Raw genomic sequence first — 19,255 nt, 5'->3', positions numbered from 1 at the left:
CCCGCGACCCGGGGTGTGGTGCCGTGACGGGCCACGGCCTGCTCGAGACGCTGTCTCGGTGTCCGACCCGGGCTCGGCGCTGGGCTACGGTCGCGCGCATGCACGCACTCCGCCAGGTCGACGTCTTCTCGGCCGAGCCGCTGCTCGGCAACCCGGTGGCCGTCGTCCACGACGCCGACGACCTGACCGAGGAGCAGATGGCCGCCTTCGCGCGGTGGACCAACCTGTCCGAGACGACGTTCCTGCTGCGGCCGAGCGACCCGGCGGCCGACTACCGCCTGCGGATCTGGACGCCGGGGGGCGAGCTGCCGTTCGCCGGTCACCCGACGCTGGGCTCGGCGCACGCGTGGCTCGAGGCCGGGGGCGTGCCGGCCGCCGCCGAGCGGGTGGTGCAGGAGTGCGGCGCCGGCCTCGTCGACGTGCGACGCGGTGACCGGCTGGCCTTCGCCGCGCCGCCGCTCACGCGGTCCGGCCCGGTCGACCGGGCCGACCTCGACCACGCCGTCCGGGTGCTCGGCCTGCAGCGCGCGGACGTCGTCGACGCCGCGTGGATCGACAACGGTCCGGGCTGGATGGGGCTGCTGCTCCCCGACGCCGCGACGGTGCTCGACTGCCGCCCCGACTTCGGGGCCTTCGACGGGCTCAAGGTCGGGGTCGTCGGGCCGCACCGGGACGACTCCGAGTGCGCGGTCGAGGTGCGGGCGTTCTGCCCCGGCTACGGCCCCGCGGAGGACCCGGTCACCGGGAGCCTCAACGCCGGCGTGGCGCAGTGGCTCGCCGGGTCCCGCCTGCCGGCGTCGTACGTCGCCGCCCAGGGCACCGTGCTCGGCCGCCGGGGGCGGGTGCACGTGGAGCTGGCCGGGGACGTCGTGTGGGTGGGCGGCGACACCCGGACGACGATCTCGGGGTCCGTCGGCCTCTCGCGCTGACGGGACCGGCGGGGACTAGCCTGGGCCGGTGCGCGCCTACCTCGACCTGGTCCAACGCATCCTCGACGAGGGCGTCGAGAAGGACGACCGCACCGGCACCGGGACGCGGAGCGTCTTCGGCCACCAGATGCGCTTCGACCTCACCGAGGGCTTCCCGCTCGTGACGACGAAGAAGGTCCACACCCGCTCGGTCTTCGCCGAGCTGCTGTGGTTCCTGCGCGGCGACACCAACGTGGGCTGGCTGCAGGACCGCGGCGTGACGATCTGGGACGAGTGGGCCGACGCCGACGGCGACCTCGGCCCGGTCTACGGCTACCAGTGGCGCTCCTGGCCGACGCCCGACGGTCAGCACGTCGACCAGATCGCCCAGGTCGTCGAGCAGATCCGCACCAACCCCGACTCGCGCCGCCACCTCGTCTCGGCGTGGAACGTCGCCGACGTGCCGCGGATGGCGCTGGCGCCGTGCCACACGATGTTCCAGTTCTACGTCGCGCCCTCGGAGGGTGGCGGCCGGTTGTCGTGCCAGCTCTACCAGCGCTCGGCCGACGTCTTCCTCGGCGTGCCGTTCAACATCGCCTCGTACGCGCTGCTGACCCACATGGTGGCGCAGGTGACCGGGCTCGAGGTCGGCGACTTCGTGCACACCCTGGGCGATGCCCACCTCTACAGCAACCACCTCGACCAGGCCCGGTTGCAGCTGACCCGCGAGCCGCGGCCGCTGCCCCGGCTGGTGCTCGACCCGTCGGTCACCGCGCTCGACGAGTTCGACCTCGAGCACGTCCGCGTCGAGGGCTACGACCCGCACCCCGGCATCCGAGCGCCGATCGCCGTCTGATGAAGCGCGTGATCCTGGTGGCCGCCGTGGCCCGCAACGGCGTGATCGGCAACGGTCCCGACATCCCCTGGTCGCTGCCCGGCGAGCAGGCGGAGTTCAAGAAGCTCACCCTGGGCCACACGCTGGTGATGGGCCGCACGACCTACGAGTCGATCGGCCGGCCGCTGCCCGGGCGGACGACCGTCGTGCTGACCCGCGACCCGTCGTGGAGCCCGGGGCGCGACGACGTCCTGGTCGCCCGCTCGGTGCTCGACGCGCTGGCCCGGGCGGCCACGCGGGAGGGCGAGGTCATCGTCGCCGGCGGCGCGCAGGTCTACGCCGCCGCGATGCCGCTGGCCTCCGAGCAGGTCATCACCGAGGTCCCGCTCGAGCCGGAGGGCGACGTCCACTACCCGCCGATCGACCCCCGGGTCTGGCGCGAGGCCGACCGCGAGCGCTTCGACGGCTACGAGCGGGCCTGGTACGAGCGGGTCACCTGACCGGGCGTGGCCCCCACCGAGGGGGCCTGCCACGATCACCCCATGGCTTCCTACGACGCAGACCTCCAAGCCGCAGTCGACGCCACCTCGGTGGCGCGTGACGCGGGCATCGCCGCCGAGGCGGACCTCGTGGGCTACCTCAGGCAGCAGCTCGCCGAGCGCGAGGTCGAGACCGCCGACGAGGCCTGGCTGCAGCGCACCGTCGAGGCGATCATCGCCGACCCGAACTACATGATCGAGACCGAGCCGAACGACTTCGTCTCCCAGCGCAAGCAGCAGGACGGCTAGCCGGGACTCGTCGCCGCACCCGCCGCCCGGGCCTACCGGGCGGCGTCGTGGAGCGCGACGTCGTCGGCGAAGTGCTGCTCCAGCAGGGCGCGGGTCGTCGTCGCGATCCCCGACCCCGAGCGCGGTGAGACGTTGACCCGCGGGAGCTGCGGCACCGCGACCCCGAGCCGTCCCGCCATCCACGCGGCGGCGCGGTCGAGGTTCTCGTAGCGGTAGATCCGCTCCACCGCCGGCCGGCCGGGCAGGGTCCGGGTGAACTCGACCCACGAACCGAGGTGGACCTCCCCGGAGACGACGCGCTCCGCGAAGGCCTCGAAGGAGACGCCGGCGGTGCTGTTGGGCGTGCCCGCCGCCTCTGGGCGGGCTCGGTAGCGCCACCACGAGTGCACCCAGTCGACCGGTTCCCGCACCACGCACAGCAGCTCGTAGCTGTCCCGCGGGTGCCCGTAGTGCTCGAGCACGGGGGCCAAGACCGCGTCGAAGGTGCGGGCGGTCATGTGCTTCATCCGCGGCGGGCGCCGGGCGAGGAGCTGCGCGTGCCGCTGGAAGGCCGCCTCGAGCGACGTCGATCCGGTCTTGGTCGTGGCCAGGAAGCAGAACCCGTCCTGCGGCATCGCCATCACCCGGCGGACTGTAGTCCGGCCTGGCAGGCTGGCGGCATGGACCTCCGCATCTTCACCGAGCCCCAGCAGGGGGCGACGTACGACGACCTGCTCGCCGTCGCGCTGCGCGCCGAGAGCCTCGGCTTCGGGGCGTTCTTCCGCTCCGACCACTACCTCGCGATGGGTGCCGACGGGCTGCCGGGACCGAGCGACGCCTGGGTCACGCTGGCCGGCCTGGCTCGCGACACCACCACGATCCGGCTCGGCACGCTGATGACCAGCGCGACGTTCCGGCACCCGGGGCCGCTGGCGATCGCCGTCGCCGGGGTCGACCAGATGAGCGGTGGCCGGGTCGAGCTCGGCATCGGCGCGGGCTGGTTCGCCGCCGAGCACGAGAAGTACGGCATCCCGTTCCCGAGCACGGGGGAGCGCTTCGACCGGTTCGAGGAGCAGCTCGCGATCATCACCGGGCTGTGGGCCACGCCGCTCGACGGTCCGGGCTTCACCCACGAGGGCACGCACTACACCGTGCGCGACAGCCCGGGCCTGCCGAAGCCGGTGCAGCCCAAGCCGCCCGTCGTCGTCGGCGGCGTCGGCAAGGTCCGCACCCCCGCCCTGGCGGCGCGCTACGCCGACGAGTTCAACCTGCCCTTCGCCGACGTCGCCACGACGGCCGCGCAGCTCGCCCGCGTGGCGGCGGCCTGCGAGGCGGTCGACCGCGACCCCGCCACGATGACCTGGTCGAACGCCGTGACCGTCGTCGTGGGCGCCGACGACGCCGAGGTCGCGCGCCGCGCGGCCGCCACCGGGCGCGACCTGGAGGACCTGCGCGCCAACGCCGTGGCCGGCACCCCGGCCCAGGTCGTCGAGCGGCTCAGCGCCTACGCCGAGGCGGGATCGCAGCGCGCCTACCTCCAGGTGCTCGACCTCGCCGACCTCGACCACCTCGACCTGATCGCGGCCGAGGTGGCCCCCCAGATAGCCTGAGGCCATGACGCGTCCGCCCGCGCCGTTCGGCACCGTGATCACCGCGATGGCAACGGCCTTCCGCCCCGACGGGGCGCTCGACCTCGAGGCCACCCAACGGATCGCGCGGCACCTCGTCGACCACGGCCACGACGGCCTCGTCGTCTCCGGGACGACGGGGGAGTCGGCGACCACCACCAAGGAGGAAGACGGCGACACGCTGGCCGCCGTCCGGGAGGCGGTCGGACCGGACGTGAAGCTCGTGGCCGGCGTCGGCACCAACGACACCAGCACGTCGCTCTTCCTGGCCCGGCAGGCGCGCGAGCGCGGCGCCGACGGCGTCCTGCTGGTCACGCCGTACTACAACAAGCCCGGCCAGCGCGGCATCCTGCACCACTTCCGGCAGGTCGTCGACGCCGCCGAGCTGCCGGTGATGCTCTACGACGTGCCCAGCCGCACCGGCACGCAGCTGGCGCTGGAGTCCTACGAGGCGATGGCCTCCTGGGAGTCGGTGGTCGCGGTCAAGGACGCCGTCGGCGACATGGCCCGCGGCGTCCGGATCATGGAGCTCGGCTTCGCCGTCTACTCCGGCGACGACGTCAGCAACCTGGCCTGGCTGGCGCACGGCGCGGCCGGCTTCGTCTCCGTCGCCGGCCACGTCGCCGGCGACCAGCTCCGCGAGATGTACGACGTGTTCCCGACCGACCCGGCCCGGGCCCGCGAGCTCTTCGTCGCGATGCTGCCGGCGATCGAGGCGATCATGGGCGCCCCCAACTACGGCGCCACCACCGCCAAGGCGGCCCTCGAGCTGCTCGGCGTGCTCGACCACCGCCACGTGCGCTCCCCGCTCGTGGCGCTCGACGACGACGAGGTCGCCGCGCTGCGTGCCGGCCTGGTCGCCGCCTCACTCCTCTAGTCCCATCCGCCAGTCCGCGCGACTGGCCGCACCGACGAAGGACACACCTTGAGCCACCCTCACCCCGAGCTCTCCGCCCCGCCCGAGCTGCCGAAGGGTGGCCTGCGGGTCATCCCGCTCGGCGGGCTCGGCGAGGTCGGCCGCAACATGACCGTCTTCGAGTACGACGGCCGGCTGCTGATCGTCGACTGCGGCGTGCTGTTCCCCGAGGACCACCAGCCCGGCGTCGACCTGATCCTCCCCGACTTCGCCGCGATCCGGGACCGCCTGCAGGACATCGAGGCGCTCGTGCTCACCCACGGCCACGAGGACCACATCGGCGCCACGCCGTACCTGCTGCGCGAGCGGCAGGACATCCCGCTGGTCGGCTCCGAGCTCACCCTCGCGCTGCTCGACAGCAAGCTCCGCGAGCACCGGCTCCGCCAGACCGTGCACCACAAGGTCGCCGAGGGCGACCGGCTGATCCTCGGGCCCTACGAGCTCGAGTTCATCGCGGTCAACCACTCCATCCCCGACGCGCTCGCCGTCGCCATCCGCACCGGCACCTCGCTGGTGCTGCACACCGGTGACTTCAAGATGGACCAGCTGCCGCTCGACGGCCGGATCACCGACCTGCGGGCCTTCGCCCGGCTCGGCGAGGAGGGTGTCGACCTGTTCCTCACCGACTCCACCAACGCCGAGACGCCCGGCTTCACCCCCACCGAGAAGTCGATCACCCCCGTCATCGACCAGGTCTTCCGCGAGTCGTCGCAGCGGATCATCGTGGCCTGCTTCGCCTCCCACGTGCACCGTGTCCAGCAGGTGCTCGACGCCGCGGTCGCCAACAACCGCAAGGTCGCCTACGTCGGCCGCTCGATGGTCCGCAACATGGGCATCGCCCGCGACCTCGGCTACCTCACCGTCCCGCCCGGCACCCTGGTCGAGGCCAAGCAGCTCGCCGAGCTCCCGCCCGAGCGCCAGGTGCTGGTCTCGACCGGCAGCCAGGGCGAGCCGATGAGCGCGCTCAGCCGGATCGCCCAGCGCAGCCACCACTTCGTGCACCTCGAGGAGGGCGACACGGTCCTGCTGGCCTCGAGCCTGATCCCCGGCAACGAGAACGCCGTCTACCGCGTGATCAACGGGCTCGCCCGGTGGGGCGCCCGCGTGGTCCACAAGGGCAACGCCCACGTGCACGTCAGCGGCCACGCCAGCGCCGGCGAGCTCCTCTACTGCTACAACATCGTCAAGCCGCGCAACGTGATGCCGGTGCACGGCGAGATCCGCCACCTGCTCGCCAACGGCGACCTCGCCCGGGCGACCGGCGTCGAGAACGTCGTCATCGCCGAGGACGGCGTCGTGGTCGACCTCGTCGACGGCGTCGCCTCGATCGCCGGCAAGGTGGAGTGCGGCTACGTCTTCGTCGACGGCAGCTCGATCGGCGGGATCACCGAGGCCGACCTCAAGGACCGCCGGATCCTCGGCGAGGAGGGCTTCGTCTCGGTCATCGTCGTCGTCGACTCCGTCAGCGGCAAGGTCACCGCCGGCCCGGAGATCCACGCCCGGGGCATCGCCGAGGACGACAAGACCTTCGACGCCATCAAGCAGCCGATCATCGACGCCCTCGACGCCGCGCTGGCCGAGGGCAACACCGACTCCTACCAGCTCCAGCAGCTGGTCCGCCGCGTCGTGGGCCGCTGGGTCAGCAACAGCCTGCGCCGGCGTCCGATGATCATCCCGGTGGTCGTCGAGGCGTGACGGCTCGCACGAGCGTGCGAGTGCCAGGCCGTCACAACGGTGGTCGAGCAAGGAGGCACGGCCTGAGCCTGCGAAGGCCGTGAGCCGACGCGTCGAGACCTCGCGAGCGGCGCCGCCGACGTGGGAGAGGGCGCCCGGGGGTTTCGTCGGCGCTCGCTGGCGCTCGCTTGCTCAACCTCCGCGGTGGGGTCAGGGTTTCGTCGGCGCTCGCTGGCGCTCGCTTGCTCAACCTCCTCGGTGCGGGGTCAGGTCCAGGACGTCGTCCATCCGGTCGAGGCCGTGGTCGCTGTGGGTGATCCACACCAGGCCCGGGCCGCCGGGGCGCTCGCACAGGGCCAGCAGGTCGTCGGTGACGGCGCGGGCGGTCGCGGTGTCGAGGTGGGCCGTCGGCTCGTCGAGCACGAGGACGTCGTGCTCGGCGAGCAGCATCCGGGCCAGGCCGATCCGGGCGCGCTCGCCGCCGGACACCGCCTCGGCCCCGTCGCCGATCCGGGTGGCCAGGCCGCGGGGGAGCGCGTCGAGCCACTCGCCCAGGTGCGCGCCGCGCACCGCCTGCTCCACGTCCTCGTCGCTGGCGCCGGGACGCGCGAGCCGGACGTTCTCCGCGAGCGTGGTCGCGAACAGGTACGGGTCGTCGTCGAGCAGGCCGACCCGGCGACGCACGTCGTCGGCGCGGAGCCCCGCCACGTCGGCGCCGCCCACCAGGTGCCGCCCGGACGTCGGCGCGAGGAACCGCACCAGCACCGCGGCCAGGGTCGACTTGCCGGACCCCGACGGGCCCACGACCCCGACGGCGCCGCCGGGCCGGACGGCGAGCGGCGAGCGAGGTGGCCGGCAGCGCGGGCGCGGCGTCCCAGGTCGCGGCCACGTCGGTGAGCTCCACGTCCGCCGCGTCGACGGCGCCGGGCCGGTCGGGGTCGACGACGGTGGGGTCGAGCGTGGTCAGCGCGTCGAGCCGGGCCCGCGCGGCGCGGGTCTCGTGGCGCAGGCAGCCGGCGTCGGCGAGCGGCGTGGCGACGTCGACCAGCGCGAGCGGCACCAGCACGAGCAGGGCGAGCACCGGGCCCGACACCCGCCCCTCGGCCAGCGCGGCGACCGCGAGCATCCCGGGGCCGGCGCACAGCACCGGCCAGGCCCGGCCGACCGCGAGCCACCCGGCGGCACCGCGGGTGGCGCGGGCCAGGTCGGCCCCCGCGGCGTCCACGCGGGCCAGGGCGACCTCCTCGGCCTGCCAACGGACCAGCGGCCGGACGTCCTGCAGCGTCGCGAGCACCCGGCTCGACAGCTCCGCGCGCGCGGCGACCCGCTCGGCGCCGTGGCGCCGGCTGCCCGCGAGGCCGACGGCCCACGCGACGCCGCCGGACACCAGGCCGCCGGCGGCGACGACCTGCGCGGCGAGGGGCAGGAACAGCAGCACCGCGAGCGAGGTGAGGGCGGTGGTGCCGAGCCAGGTGAGCACCGGCACCCGGACCCGCACCAGCGCGTCGACCTCGGCGTCGACGTCGTCGACCACCGAGGCGAGGACGTCGCCGCGGCGCCGGCCCAGCCGGCCGGGCACCAGCGGCACGAGGGCGTCGTAGACCCGGGCGCGCCGGGCGGCGAGCTCGCGCAGCGCGACGTCGTGGGTGATCAGCCGCTCGGCGTAGCGGAGCACGGGGCGGGCCAGGCCGAAGGTCCGCACCCCGACGATCGCGACCATCAGCATCAGCACCGGCGGGTGCTCGGCCGAGCGGACGATGAGCCAGCCGGCCGTGGCGGTGAGCGCGACGCCGGCCGTGGAGGCCAGGACCGACAGGACGACGCCGGCGGCGGTGCGCGTGCTCACACCAGCTCCAGGACCTGGTCGGCGGCCGCGACGACGGCCGGTCGGTGCGCCACGACGACGACGCACCGCTCACGGGCCAGGCCGGTCAGCACCCGGAGCAGCACCGCCTCGGTCGCGGCGTCGAGGTGGGCGGTCGGCTCGTCGAGGAGCACGTAGGGGCGGTCGGCGACGACGACGCGGGCCAGCGCGAGCCGGGCCCGCTGGCCGGCGGACAGCCCGGCGCCGTCCTCGCCGAGCGCCCGGCCCGGGTCGAGGTCGAGGTCGACGGCGTGCAGCGCGGCCAGCACGTCGGCGTCCGTGGCGCTCGGCCGGCCGAGGCGGACGTTGTCGGCCACCGTGGCGTCCAGGAGCCACGGCCGCTGCTCGACGGTGGCGAGCTTCGCGCGCCACGCGGCCAGGTCGGGGGCCGGCACCCGGACGACACCGGCCGAGACCGGTACCTCGCCCTGGAGCGCGGCGAGCAGGGTGCTCTTCCCGCTGCCGGACGGGCCGGCGACCACCACGAGGCCCCGCTCGGGCAGGTCGAGGTCGACCGGTCCGACCGCGGGGGTCGGGTGACCCGGCCAGGTGACGGCGACGCCGGCCAGGGCGGCCGGACCCTGCGCGAGCGCCCGGTCCGCCGGCGGTGCGGCCAGCAGGTCGTGGATCGCCTCGAACGTCGCGGTGCCCTCCGCCGCGGCGTGGAACTCCGCCCCCACCCGCCGCAGCGGCCAGTAGGCCTCCGGTGCGAGCAGCAGGACGACGAGCGCCGTCTGCAGGTCGAGACCGCCGGCGGCGAGCCGCAGCCCCACGGTCACCGCGACCAGCGCGACCGACAGCGTCGCGATCAGCTCGAGCGCGGCCGACGACGCGAACGCCAGCCGCAGCACGTCGGTGTTGGCGCGCCGGTAGCGGTCGGTGACGTCGGCGATCTGCTCCGACTGGGCCCGGGCGCGGCGGTGGGCGACCAGGGTGGGCAGCCCGCGGACGACGTCCACGAAGTGACCCGAGAGCTGCCCGAGCAGCCGCCACTGCCGGTCGACCTTCTCCTGGGTCGCCATCCCGATGAGGGCGGCGAACAACGGCACCAGCGGCAGCGTCAGCACCACGACGAGCGCCGACAGCAGGTCCTGGGTCGCGATCGCCGCGAGCACCAGCAGCGGGAGGACGGCGGCGAGGGCGAGGGCCGGCAGGTAGCGGGTGAGGTACGGCTCGACCGCGGCGACGCCGCGGGTGGCCAGCACGCCGAGCTCGCCGACGCGGTGCCGGGCCAGGGTGACGGGGTCGAGGTCGACGGCGGCCCGCAGCACGGTGCGGCGCAGCCCGGCGCCGACCCGCGCGGCCGCGGCCGCCGCGGCGACGTCCACGACGACCGAGACGAGCGCGCGCCCGGCCACCACGGCGACCAGCACCAGCGCCGGCGTCCGCCAGGACCCGTCGGGTCCGTCGGTCACGAGGGCGGTGACCAGTGCGGCCACCGCGAACGCCTGGCCGACGACGAGCACCGCCGCCACGCCGCTGCCGGCCAGCGAGGTCGCCAGCGGGCGCACGGCCGGGCGCAGGTGGGGCAGGACGCGTGGGTCGAGCGGCTTCATCGTCGGTCCCTCAGTGCGCGAGCTCGGCGGTGGGGATGTGGTGTACCGAGATCCGCTTGCGGAAGACCCAGTACGACCAGGCCTGGTAGCCCAGCACGACCGGGGTGAAGATCACCGCGACCCACGTCATGATCTTCAGCGTGTACGCCGTCGCGGCGGCGTTGGTGGTGGTGAGGGAGAACGCGGCGTCGGTCGTCGACGGCATCACGTCGGGGAAGAGGGCGAGGAACAGCCCGCCCACGGCGAGCCCGATCGTGGCGAAGGTGCCGGTGAAGGCCCACCCCTCGCGACCGCACGACGCGGCCGCGACGCCGGCCAGGAGGGCGAGCGCGGCGAGCGAGAAGGCGACCGCGGAGCCGAGGCTGCCCGTCTCGGCCTGGGTCCAGCCCAGGAACACCACGGCCAGCGCGGCGGCGACGAGTCCGAGCCGGATCGCCAGGGCGCGGGCGCGGTGCCGGATCTCGCCGTCGGTCTTGAGCGCCACGAACATCGCCCCGTGGGTGAGGAAGAGGGTCAGGGTCACCAGGCCGCCGAGCAGCCCGTGCGGGTTGAGCAGGGTCAGCAGGGTGCCGGTGAACTCCTTGTCGGCGTCGATCGGCACGCCGCGGACGATGTTCGCGAACGCGACGCCCCAGAGCACGGCCGGCACGAACGAGCCGACGATCAGGGCGGTGTCCCAGCCGGACTGCCACCGCGCCTCGGGGCGCTGGTGGCGGTACTCGAAGGCGAGCCCGCGCACGATCAGCCCGACCAGGATGAGCAGCAGCGGCAGGTAGAACCCGCTGAACAAGGTGGCGTACCACTCGGGGAAGGCCGCGAACGTCGCCCCGCCGGCCACCAGGACCCACACCTCGTTGCCGTCCCAGACCGGGCCGATGGTGTTGATCATGACCCGGCGCTCAGTGTCGTCCCGGGCCAGGAACGGCAGCAGCATGCCGACGCCGAAGTCGAAGCCCTCGAGGGTGAAGTAGCCGATCCAGAGGACGGCGATGAGCGTGAACCAGACAGTGGTGAGCTCCATGGGAGGGCCTCCGGGTCTCGGGTCGGTCGGGGTGGGCGGGTCAGTAGGCGAAGGTGAGCGGGGCGTCGTCGTCCTGCTCGCTGCGCCGGCCGGGGTCGGGCGGCTCGACGAACTCCCCGGCCCCGGACCTGACCGCGCGGAGCATCAGGCCGACCTCGATGACGCCGAGGATCGTGTAGAGCACGACGAGGGTGATCAGCGAGATCCAGGCCTCGGTGACGCTGACCCCGGGGGAGACCCCCCGCTCGGTGGTCATCAGGCCGAAGACCACCCAGGGCTGACGACCCATCTCGGTGAAGATCCAGCCGAAGGAGTTGGCCAGGAGGACGGCGAGGAACGAGCCGACCGCGAGCCGCCCGAACCACGGGCCGGGCTCCCGGTCGCGCCGGGTCAGGAAGAGCATCAGGGCCGCGATGCCGGCGCCGAGCGAGCCCAGCCCGATCATCAGCCGGAACGACCAGTAGGTCACCGGGATGACCGGCACGTACTCGTCGACGGTGTAGTAGCTGGCGCCCGGGTCGGAGCCGTACTCCGCGCGGTACTGCTCGCGCAGGTCGTCGATGCCCTCGACCCGGCCGTCGACCGACCCGGTGCCGAGGAACGAGAGCACGCACGGCACGGTGAGCGCCCACTTCTCCTCGCGGCCGTCGGGCGTGCCGAGGGTGAAGACCGAGAACGGCGCGCAGGACTCCTGGGTGTCGTAGAGCCCCTCGGCGGCCGCCATCTTCATCGGCTGGACCTCGGTCATGATCTTGCCCTGGACGTCGCCGCTGATCGCGACGCCGAGGCCGCCGACCAGCGTGACGACCGCCCCGATCCGGATCGCCTTGCGGTACATGCCGCGGTCGGCCTCGTGCCGGCGCGAGCGGTAGAGCCAGCCCGCGACGCCGATCAGGAAGACCCCGGCGGTCATGTAGGCGGCCAGGATGACGTGCGGGAACGTCACGAGCTGGACCTTGTTGAACATCACCGCCCAGAAGTCGGTGAGCTCGGCGCGGCCGGTCGCCTCGTCGTAGCGGTAGCCGACCGGGTTCTGCATCCAGGAGTTCGCCGACAGGATGAACCACGCGGAGAACAGCGTCCCGAGGTGCACCAGCCACATGCAGGCGGCGTGCAGACCCCGCGGCAGCTTGTCCCACCCGAAGATCCACAGGCCGAGGAAGGTCGACTCGAGGAAGAAGGCGAGCAGTCCCTCGATCGCGAGGGGGGCGCCGAACACGTCGCCGACGAAGCGGGAGTAGTCCGACCAGTTCATGCCGAACTGGAACTCCTGGACGATGCCGGTGACCACACCGATGGCGAAGTTGATCAACAGCAGCTTGCCGAAGAACTTCGTCAGCCGGAGGTGGTCGGGGTCGCGGGAGAGGACCCAGCGGGTCTCCAGACCGGCGACCACCGCCGTCAGCCCGATCGTCAGCGGGACGAAGAGGTAGTGGTAGACGGTGATGATCCCGAACTGCCACCGGGCGATGTCGACGACGTCCACTGCTGTCCTCCAGAGGTTCCGCGCATGACTACGACGATGCGTAGTAGATACTACGGACAGTAGTACTACCGGGTGACGTAGTACAATCAGGGACGTGCCCACCTCCTCCTCCCGCTCCCAGCTCGGCGACCTCGAGCGCGCCGTCATGGAGCGCCTGTGGGCGGCGACGGGTGACGAGGCGCTGACGGTCCGCGAGGTGCACGGCGCGCTGGCCGCCGACCGCGACATCGCCTACACGACCGTGATGACGGTGATGGACCGGCTGGCCCGCAAGGAGCTCGTCACCCAGGAGCGCGACGGCCGCGCCTACCGCTACCGCGCCCGCGAGAGCCGCGCGTCGCTCACCGCCGGGCTGATGCGCGACACCCTGGTCGACTTCGCCGAGCACGACCGCAGCACCGCCCTGGTCGCCTTCGTCGAGGACGCCAGCGCCGAGGACGTCGCCGCGCTGCGTCGGGCCCTGGCCGCCCTCGACGAGTGACGCTGCTGCCGTGACGCCCCTGCTGCTGGGACTGCTGGCCGGGCTGCTCGCCGGCCCTGCGCCGCGGTTGCTGGCCCGGGTGACCCGCACCCGCCGCACGCCGCGGGCGGCGATGCTGCTGTGGCAGGGGGTCGCCCTGGCCGCCGTCCTCGCCGCCCTCGGTGCCGGCGCCTCGCTGGCCACCGGCACGGCCTGGCGCGACGAGCCCGGCGCGGCGTCCTACGTCGTGGCCGGCGTCGCGCTGCTCGTGACCGGGCTGGTGCTCGGGCGCCTGCTGCTCAGCGGGCACCTCGTCGGCACCCGGCTCCGGGCGCTGCGGCGGCGGCACCGCGACCAGGTCGACCTGGTCGCCCACCGGTTCTCGCAGCGGGGCTCGACCCGGGCGGGGGTGGTCGTGCTCGACCACGACCTGCCGGTCGCCTACTGCCTGCCGGGGATGCAGAGGGCCCGCGTCGTGGTCTCCGCCGGTGCCCTCGGGCGGCTCGACGCCGCCGAGGTCGACGCCGTCCTGGCCCACGAGCGGGCGCACCTGCGCGCCCGGCACGACCTCGTGCTCGAGGCGTTCAGCGTGCTGCACCGCGCCTTCCCCCGCTGGGTCTCCAGCGCCGCGGCGCTCGCCGAGGTCCGGCTGCTGGTCGAGGTGCTGGCCGACCGGGCCGCCGTCCGCTCGGCCGGGGGAGGGGCCCGCCGCGCCCTCGGCCGCGCCCTCGTGGAGCTCGCCGGCGCCCGTGCCGCGGGTCCCGGCAGCGGGGTCACGCTCGGCAGCGGCGCCGCCGGCGCGGACCTCGTGGTCCGGGTGCGCCTGCTCGCCGACACCGGCGCCCACCGCGTGCAGGCCGTCGTGCTCGTGCTCCTGGCCGGAGCCGTGCTGGCGGTGCCGACGACCTTCGTCGTCGGCCCCTGGCTCACCGGTCTCTGAGCCCGGCCAGCGCACGGCGCCGAACCGGCCGGGCCGAGCCGTTCAGCCATCCTCGGTGGTCGAGCCGTGCGGACGGCGTCACCGCGAGTCGAGACCTCGGTGGGGTGGGCTGCTCTCGACTCGGCTCGACCGGCGGGCTTCCGGTGGTCGAGCCGTGGGGACGGAGTCACCGCGAGTCGAGACCTGGTGACAGGGGTGGGGTGGTCTCGACTCGGTTTGCTGGCGCTCGCCGGCTCGACCAGCGGGTGCCGGTGGTCGAGCCGTGGGGACGGAGTCACCGCGAGTCGAGACCTGGTGAGGTCGGTTGGTCTCGACTCGGTTCGCTGGCGCTCGCCGGCTCGACCAGCGGATCCCGGTCGAGCCGTGGGGACGGAGTCACCGCGAGTCGAGACCTGGTGAGGGCTGGGTTGGTCTCGACTCGGCTCGCTGGCGCTCGCCGGCTCGACCAGCGGATCCCGGTGGTCGAGCCGTGGGGACGGAGTCACCGCGAGTCGAGACCTGGGAGGGCTGGGTCGGTCTCGACTCGGCTCGCCGGCTCGACCAGCGGATCCCGGTGGTCGAGCCGTGGGGACGGAGTCACCACGAGTCGAGACCTGGTGAGGGCTGGATTGGTCTCGACTCGGCTCGCTGGCGCTCGCCGGCTCGACCAGCGGGTGCCGGTGGTCGAGCCGTGGGGACGGAGTCACCGCGAGTCGAGACCTTCGTGGCGTGGGTAGGTCGCCACTCGGCTCGACCAGCGGGTGCCGGTGGTCGAGCCGTGGGGACGGAGTCACCGCGAGTCGAGACCTGGTGAGGGATGGGGTGGTCTCGAGTCGGCTCGCTGGCGCTCGCCGGCTCGACCAGCGGGCTTGCGGTGGTCGAGCCGTGGACGGAGTCACCGCGAGTCGAGACCTGGTGGGCTGGGTTGGTCTCGGCTCGGCTCGACCAGCGGGTGCCGGTGGTCGAGCCGTGGGGACGGAGTCACCGCGAGTCGAGACCTGGTGAGGGCTGGGTTGGTCTCGACTCGGCTCGCTGGCTCGACCAGCGGAGGGATCCGGTGGTCGAGCCGCGGGGACGGAGTCACCGCGAGTCGAGACCTGGTGCTGGATTGGTCTCGACTCGGCTCGCTGGCGCTCGCCGGCTCGACCAGCGGAGGGATCCGGTGGTCGAGCCGTGGGGACGGAGTCTGCGGTCGATCGGATGCGAGAGGCCCCGCCGAGCAGTGCTCGACGGGGCCTCGCGGGGTGAGATTGGTGCTACTTGACCACGCGGAACGTGATCGTCTTGGCGGCGCTGACGCCGTAGTTCGCCGCACCGGTGAAGCGCGCGACGACGGGGACCTGGCCGAGCTTGCGCAGGGCGATGGTCTTGATCGTCACGACGCCGCTCTTGAGCGAGCCGGTGCCGATGATGGCGCCGCGCGACTTGAGCACGACCTTGCCGTTCGGGGCGCCGGCGGCCGAGGAGACCTTGACCGTCACGGTGCCCTTCTTGCCCCGCTTGACGACCTTGCCGTAGCGCACGACCTTGGTCGCGGTCGAGGCCTTCTTGATCGTGGCCGCGACCGGGGTCTCGGAGGCGCCGAAGGTGCCGTCGCCCGCGTAGCTCAGCGTCCAGCCGTAGCGGCCGGCCGGCGACTTCGCCGGAACGCTGATGGTCGCCGAGCCGTCGGCCAGGGTGGCCGAGCCGACCGTCTTGTCGCCGCTCTTGAGGGTCACGGTGCCCGTGGCCTCGGAGGGGGCGGAGACGACGACCTTGCTGGCCTTGCCGTACACGGACGGGTTCGGCTGGTGCTTGGCGGTGATGTCGGCGGCGTCCTTGCAGACGCTGAGGGTCAGGTTGTCGAGGTACCAACCGTCGTTGCCACCGCACCCGTCGCGACCGAAGTCGAAGCGGATCTTGACCTTGTCACCGGTCTTGGCGCCCAGCTTGGCCAGCGAGATGACCGACTGGCCCCAGCTGCCGACGGTCTTGCCACCGTCGGTGCCGGTGAAGCCCGGCTGACCCGCGAGCGGGCTCGTGTTGGTCGCGGACGTCGCCATGGTGGCGTTGTAGGCGTTGAAGAGGAACGCCGACGCCGGGACGGTGACGAAGGCGCCGCCGTTGAGGCTGGCCTTCACGTTGCCGCCGTCGTAGCCGCCCTCGGTCGCGATGTAGTGGTCCACCGAGACGCGCGGGCTCTGGCCGGCCGGGATCGTGTACTCCGGGCTGGTGATGCTGTTGCTGCTGGAGATGTCGTCCTCGGTCGGGGCGCAGGAGCCGGCGTCCGGGTCGGGCGCGTAGGCGAGGCCGCCCGTGCGTCCGGCGGGAGCGTCGGTCGAGGCCTCCCAGTCGAAGCCCTCGGTGGCGCCGTCGGCGAGCACCTCGTCCTTCGTCCAGGCGGCGAGGCCGTTCTCGAAGTCGTCGAGGACGGTGGTCTCGGTGACCGTGCCCTCGCCGCACGAGCTCAGCGTGCCCTTGGCCAGCAGCGGCTGGAAGTTGCACTGCACCGGGTCCTTGCGCATCTCCACGGCCGTCATGGCCTTGGCGATCGAGGTGCAGTCGGCAGCGGTGATCGACGGCGCCGCGGTGGGCGTGGCGTCGACCGCGGTGGTCAGCTTGTTGATCGGCTGGCCGACCAGGTCGCTGCACGAGGCCTCGAGGCCGTCGGCGGCCGCGGTGAAGTCCGAGGACGGCGACAGGTAGCTGGTCTGGGCGCGCCACCAGATGGCGGCGGCCTTGTCGAGGCCGATGCCGGCGACGGTCTCACCGTTGAAGGTGCCGCCGTCGACGGCGAGGGCGTAGGCGTGGTTCGGGACGCCCGAGTTGCCGTGGACGCCGCCGTTGTCGGTCAGGAGCGGGTCACAGTTGTACTCGGCGTCGGAGACCTTGCCGGGGTTGCCGTAGCAGGTGGGGTTCCACATGTCGCGGATGGCGCCACCGAAGGCCTCGGACTTCTCGCCGATGAGCCAGCGGGTGGTGGCCGTGCGGGCCGAGATGTCCTCGGCCTTGATCGACATGGTGACCGTGCCGGCGCCCTTGATGCGGGTGGCGTCGGCCTGCGTGACCATCAGGGCCGGGATCGTCGAGGTGCCCGACATGTTCGTGGGCAGCCCGGCGGCGTTCTGGCCGACCACGAGGCCGGTGGCCCCGGCGGCGACGGCGTTGTCGGCCTTGGCCTGGAAGCCGCACGTGCCGCGGTCGACGAAGGCGTACTTGCCGGCGACCAGCGCAGCGTTGGCGAACGGGCTGCACCCGTCGGTGGTGCTCGGGCCGGCGGCGTCGGCGGCGTCGGTGGCGACGACGACCTGCGGCGTGACGGCCGTGGTCCCGTACGTCGGGCCGAACCCGAAGGCGGCCGTGCAGGGGCCGGCGGCGCTGGCCGGCGCGGTGATCTGGACCTGCAGCTTGGCCGCGGCGGTCGGGTCGCACTCACCCACGGTGCGCTTGGCGTCGAAGACCTCGCCCTCGTCCTCGCGACCGTTGATCATGTCGAGGGTCTCGCCCCAGACGTCGGAGTAGGACTCGTTGAGCGCGCCCGACTGGTACTGGTAGATCAGGCCCGAGGTGTACTCGGTGTAGGCGTGGCCCCACTCGTGCGAGACGACGTCGTCGGAGGTGACGCCGTCGCAGTAGTTGGTGGTGGTGCCGTTCCAGTTGGCGTTCGGGCAGCTGATGCGCGGGTCGTTGTTGACCGTGCGCATCGTCGCGCCCTCGCCGTCGTAGGAGTCGCGCCCGAAGGTGTTCGCGAACATCCAGTACGACTCGCCGGCGGAGTTCACCAGGTTCTTCTGGTCCTGGTTGAGGCCGTCGAGCGACTGGCCCTCGTCCCACACCTGGGTGAGCACGGGCGCCTGCGCGGTGCCGGTGGCCTCGTACAGCTCGCGGTCGGTGGCCCCGGCGACGGTCGAGTAGCGGTTGACCGGCTTGCCGGTGTTGGCGTCGATGAAGACCATGTCGCGCACGTTCTGGGCGTTCGACACCTCGACGACGTAGGCGAGCACGTTCTTGCCCGTGTCGCCGCGCAGGGCGCCGGTGCGGTAGACCGACAGCTCGTTCTCGACGGCCTTGACGCCGGTGGTGTCGGCCGGGGTGCCGTTCTCGCCGGTGGGCGGGTCGGACTTCACGAACGCCACGGCCTTGGCGGCGGCGTCGGCGGCGCTCAGCCGCGGGTCGGCCGAGAGGCCGGACACCGGGGCGGCGTAGCCGGCGACGGCGGTGAGGTCGCCGGCCTTGTCGAGGTTGGCCTTCAGGGTCGCGCCGAAGACCGGGAGGCCCTGGTACTCCTGCTCGAAGGTGACGGTCCACCCGTAGCGGTCCTGCTGGACGTCGGTCTGGCGGGCCTGTCCGGCCCCGAGGCCGAACGCGGAGCCGAACTCGGTGAGGTAGGCCTCGGCCTTCTTGACCGCGGTCTCCCTGCTGTTCGCGTCGACGTCGGGGAGCAGGTCGGCGCCGGCGCCACGAGCAGAGATGAACCCGACCTTGCCGGTCGCGGACTTGGTGGTGATGCGGACGTTGCCGTCCGCGGCGGCGCGCAGGCGAGCAGCGGCCGAGGTGTCGTCACCGGGGCGCGCGGCTGCGGCCCCGACGGCGGCTGAGGTCGTGCTGGGCACGAGCGCGAGGCCCGTGACCGCGAGCGCGACGCTCAATCCGGTCTTGAGGAATTTCACGTGATGGGTCCCTCCGAGTGGGTATTTGACGGTGGCGTGTGTTCTAGACCACCAAACAGGCACCTTAGGGACTTACTGACCGAATGGTCTACCTCCCTGGCGTGGTGGGTTCCGGAGGCTTCCGGTTCGCCGGAGGGGAGTGACTGATGGGGTCCGACACGCATCCTGTGGTCCGTGTGACGCATGTGGCGATCGCCTAGGTTGGTGGCATGGCGACCCGTACGTCTTCCCCGCCGGGGTCGCGGAGCACGAGCACGTCCTCGTCCAGCAGGTCCGGATCCTCGGGCACGGCTCGGAAACCGAGGTCGGGCACCGGTTCCACCACCCGGACCGCACGGAAGACCACAGCAAACACGTCGACGGCGAAGAAGCCCGCGGCGAAGTCCTCCAGCAGCCGAGGGCGTTCGACGCCGAAGAGCCGTGCCTCCTCGCGTCGTCCCGCGGCGCGTCCGGCCCCCCGGGCGGTCCGCACCGGCACCGGCCCGGTCGCGGCGTTCTTCCTGACCCTGGCCCGCGGCGTCGTCGCAGTCTGGCTCGGTCTGGCGCACGCCATCGGCGCCGGCATCCGCGGC

At 73.2% G+C, this 19,255-nt stretch carries 16 protein-coding genes; 9 read left to right on the top strand and 7 right to left on the bottom strand.

The genetic code is table 11. The features are described from left to right. Nucleotides 1-98: 98 nt before the first annotated feature. From FE634_RS12650 to FE634_RS12635, 4 genes are read left to right on the top strand one after another with little or no spacing between them, the layout of a single operon-like run. Complete coding sequence (locus FE634_RS12650) at nucleotides 99-929, top strand: PhzF family phenazine biosynthesis protein (protein WP_138876084.1); 831 nt, start codon at nucleotides 99-101, stop codon at nucleotides 927-929. 28 nt (nucleotides 930-957) lie between these two features. Then, the gene (locus FE634_RS12645; protein ID WP_138876083.1) at nucleotides 958-1,764 is read left to right on the top strand and encodes a thymidylate synthase; all 807 of its coding nucleotides are present in this window, start codon (nucleotides 958-960) and stop codon (nucleotides 1,762-1,764) included. Continuing rightward, nucleotides 1,764-2,243 (top strand): dihydrofolate reductase, encoded by a 480-nt coding sequence (locus FE634_RS12640; protein WP_137292620.1) that lies wholly within the window; start codon nucleotides 1,764-1,766, stop codon nucleotides 2,241-2,243. Before FE634_RS12645 ends, FE634_RS12640 begins: the two co-directional genes overlap by 1 nt. A 42-nt stretch (nucleotides 2,244-2,285) precedes the next feature. Continuing rightward, a complete protein-coding gene (locus FE634_RS12635; RefSeq protein ID WP_138876082.1) occupies nucleotides 2,286-2,531 on the top strand; it encodes a hypothetical protein in 246 nt (81 codons plus the stop codon). A gap of 32 nt (nucleotides 2,532-2,563) precedes the next feature. On the opposite strand, the gene FE634_RS12630 is transcribed toward FE634_RS12635, so the two are convergent. After that, nucleotides 2,564-3,154 (bottom strand): hypothetical protein, encoded by a 591-nt coding sequence (locus FE634_RS12630; RefSeq protein WP_138876081.1) that lies wholly within the window; start codon nucleotides 3,152-3,154, stop codon nucleotides 2,564-2,566. Nucleotides 3,155-3,190: 36 nt separating this feature from the next. Here FE634_RS12630 and FE634_RS12625 point away from each other — a divergent pair, with 36 nt between their 5' ends. The 3 genes from FE634_RS12625 to FE634_RS12615 are packed head-to-tail and all read left to right on the top strand — an operon-like array spanning nucleotide 3,191 to nucleotide 6,749. Further along, nucleotides 3,191-4,120, top strand: a complete 930-nt coding sequence (locus tag FE634_RS12625; protein WP_138876080.1) for a TIGR03560 family F420-dependent LLM class oxidoreductase — start codon at nucleotides 3,191-3,193, stop codon at nucleotides 4,118-4,120. A gap of 4 nt (nucleotides 4,121-4,124) precedes the next feature. After that, a complete protein-coding gene (gene dapA / locus FE634_RS12620; protein ID WP_138876079.1) occupies nucleotides 4,125-5,015 on the top strand; it encodes a 4-hydroxy-tetrahydrodipicolinate synthase in 891 nt (296 codons plus the stop codon). A gap of 48 nt (nucleotides 5,016-5,063) precedes the next feature. Continuing rightward, nucleotides 5,064-6,749, top strand: a complete 1,686-nt coding sequence (locus tag FE634_RS12615) for a ribonuclease J (RefSeq protein WP_137292615.1) — start codon at nucleotides 5,064-5,066, stop codon at nucleotides 6,747-6,749. A 225-nt stretch (nucleotides 6,750-6,974) separates the two neighbouring features. On the opposite strand, the gene FE634_RS12610 is transcribed toward FE634_RS12615, so the two are convergent. The 4 genes from FE634_RS12610 to FE634_RS12595 all read right to left on the bottom strand — a co-directional run bounded on the left by FE634_RS12610 (nucleotide 6,975) and on the right by FE634_RS12595 (nucleotide 12,655). Continuing rightward, nucleotides 6,975-7,532: an ATP-binding cassette domain-containing protein gene (locus tag FE634_RS12610; RefSeq protein WP_148240654.1), complete on the bottom strand. Its 558-nt coding sequence runs from the start codon at nucleotides 7,530-7,532 to the stop codon at nucleotides 6,975-6,977. 1,038 nt (nucleotides 7,533-8,570) lie between these two features. Continuing rightward, nucleotides 8,571-10,148 carry a thiol reductant ABC exporter subunit CydD gene (gene cydD, locus FE634_RS12605; RefSeq protein WP_138876077.1) on the bottom strand — a complete coding sequence of 526 codons (1,578 nt, stop codon included), beginning with the start codon at nucleotides 10,146-10,148 and terminating at the stop codon, nucleotides 8,571-8,573. Between the two features lie 10 nt (nucleotides 10,149-10,158). Then, complete coding sequence (cydB, locus tag FE634_RS12600; protein ID WP_138876076.1) at nucleotides 10,159-11,169, bottom strand: cytochrome d ubiquinol oxidase subunit II; 1,011 nt, start codon at nucleotides 11,167-11,169, stop codon at nucleotides 10,159-10,161. Nucleotides 11,170-11,209: 40 nt separating this feature from the next. Beyond that, nucleotides 11,210-12,655, bottom strand: coding sequence for a cytochrome ubiquinol oxidase subunit I (locus FE634_RS12595; protein ID WP_138876075.1), 1,446 nt, complete (start codon nucleotides 12,653-12,655; stop codon nucleotides 11,210-11,212). Nucleotides 12,656-12,749: 94 nt separating this feature from the next. Here FE634_RS12595 and FE634_RS12590 point away from each other — a divergent pair, with 94 nt between their 5' ends. Together FE634_RS12590 and FE634_RS12585 are read left to right on the top strand one after the other, a co-directional pair. Continuing rightward, entirely contained in the window at nucleotides 12,750-13,136 is a 387-nt protein-coding gene (locus FE634_RS12590; RefSeq protein WP_281283786.1) for a BlaI/MecI/CopY family transcriptional regulator, read from the top strand. Nucleotides 13,137-13,146: 10 nt separating this feature from the next. Further along, nucleotides 13,147-14,055 (top strand): M56 family metallopeptidase, encoded by a 909-nt coding sequence (locus FE634_RS12585; protein ID WP_148240653.1) that lies wholly within the window; start codon nucleotides 13,147-13,149, stop codon nucleotides 14,053-14,055. Nucleotides 14,056-15,290: 1,235 nt separating this feature from the next. Here FE634_RS12585 and FE634_RS12580 read toward each other — a convergent pair. Then, nucleotides 15,291-18,683: a M4 family metallopeptidase gene (locus FE634_RS12580; RefSeq protein WP_187366700.1), complete on the bottom strand. Its 3,393-nt coding sequence runs from the start codon at nucleotides 18,681-18,683 to the stop codon at nucleotides 15,291-15,293. 196 nt (nucleotides 18,684-18,879) lie between these two features. Continuing rightward, nucleotides 18,880-19,248 carry a hypothetical protein gene (locus tag FE634_RS21645; RefSeq protein ID WP_262347407.1) on the bottom strand — a complete coding sequence of 123 codons (369 nt, stop codon included), beginning with the start codon at nucleotides 19,246-19,248 and terminating at the stop codon, nucleotides 18,880-18,882. Nucleotides 19,249-19,255: the final 7 nt, after the last annotated feature.

It is taken from the genome of Nocardioides sp. S-1144 (genome assembly GCF_005954645.2).
GTDB lineage: Bacteria > Actinomycetota > Actinomycetes > Propionibacteriales > Nocardioidaceae > Nocardioides > Nocardioides dongxiaopingii.
This window is presented reverse-complemented; position numbering and strand designations above follow the sequence as displayed.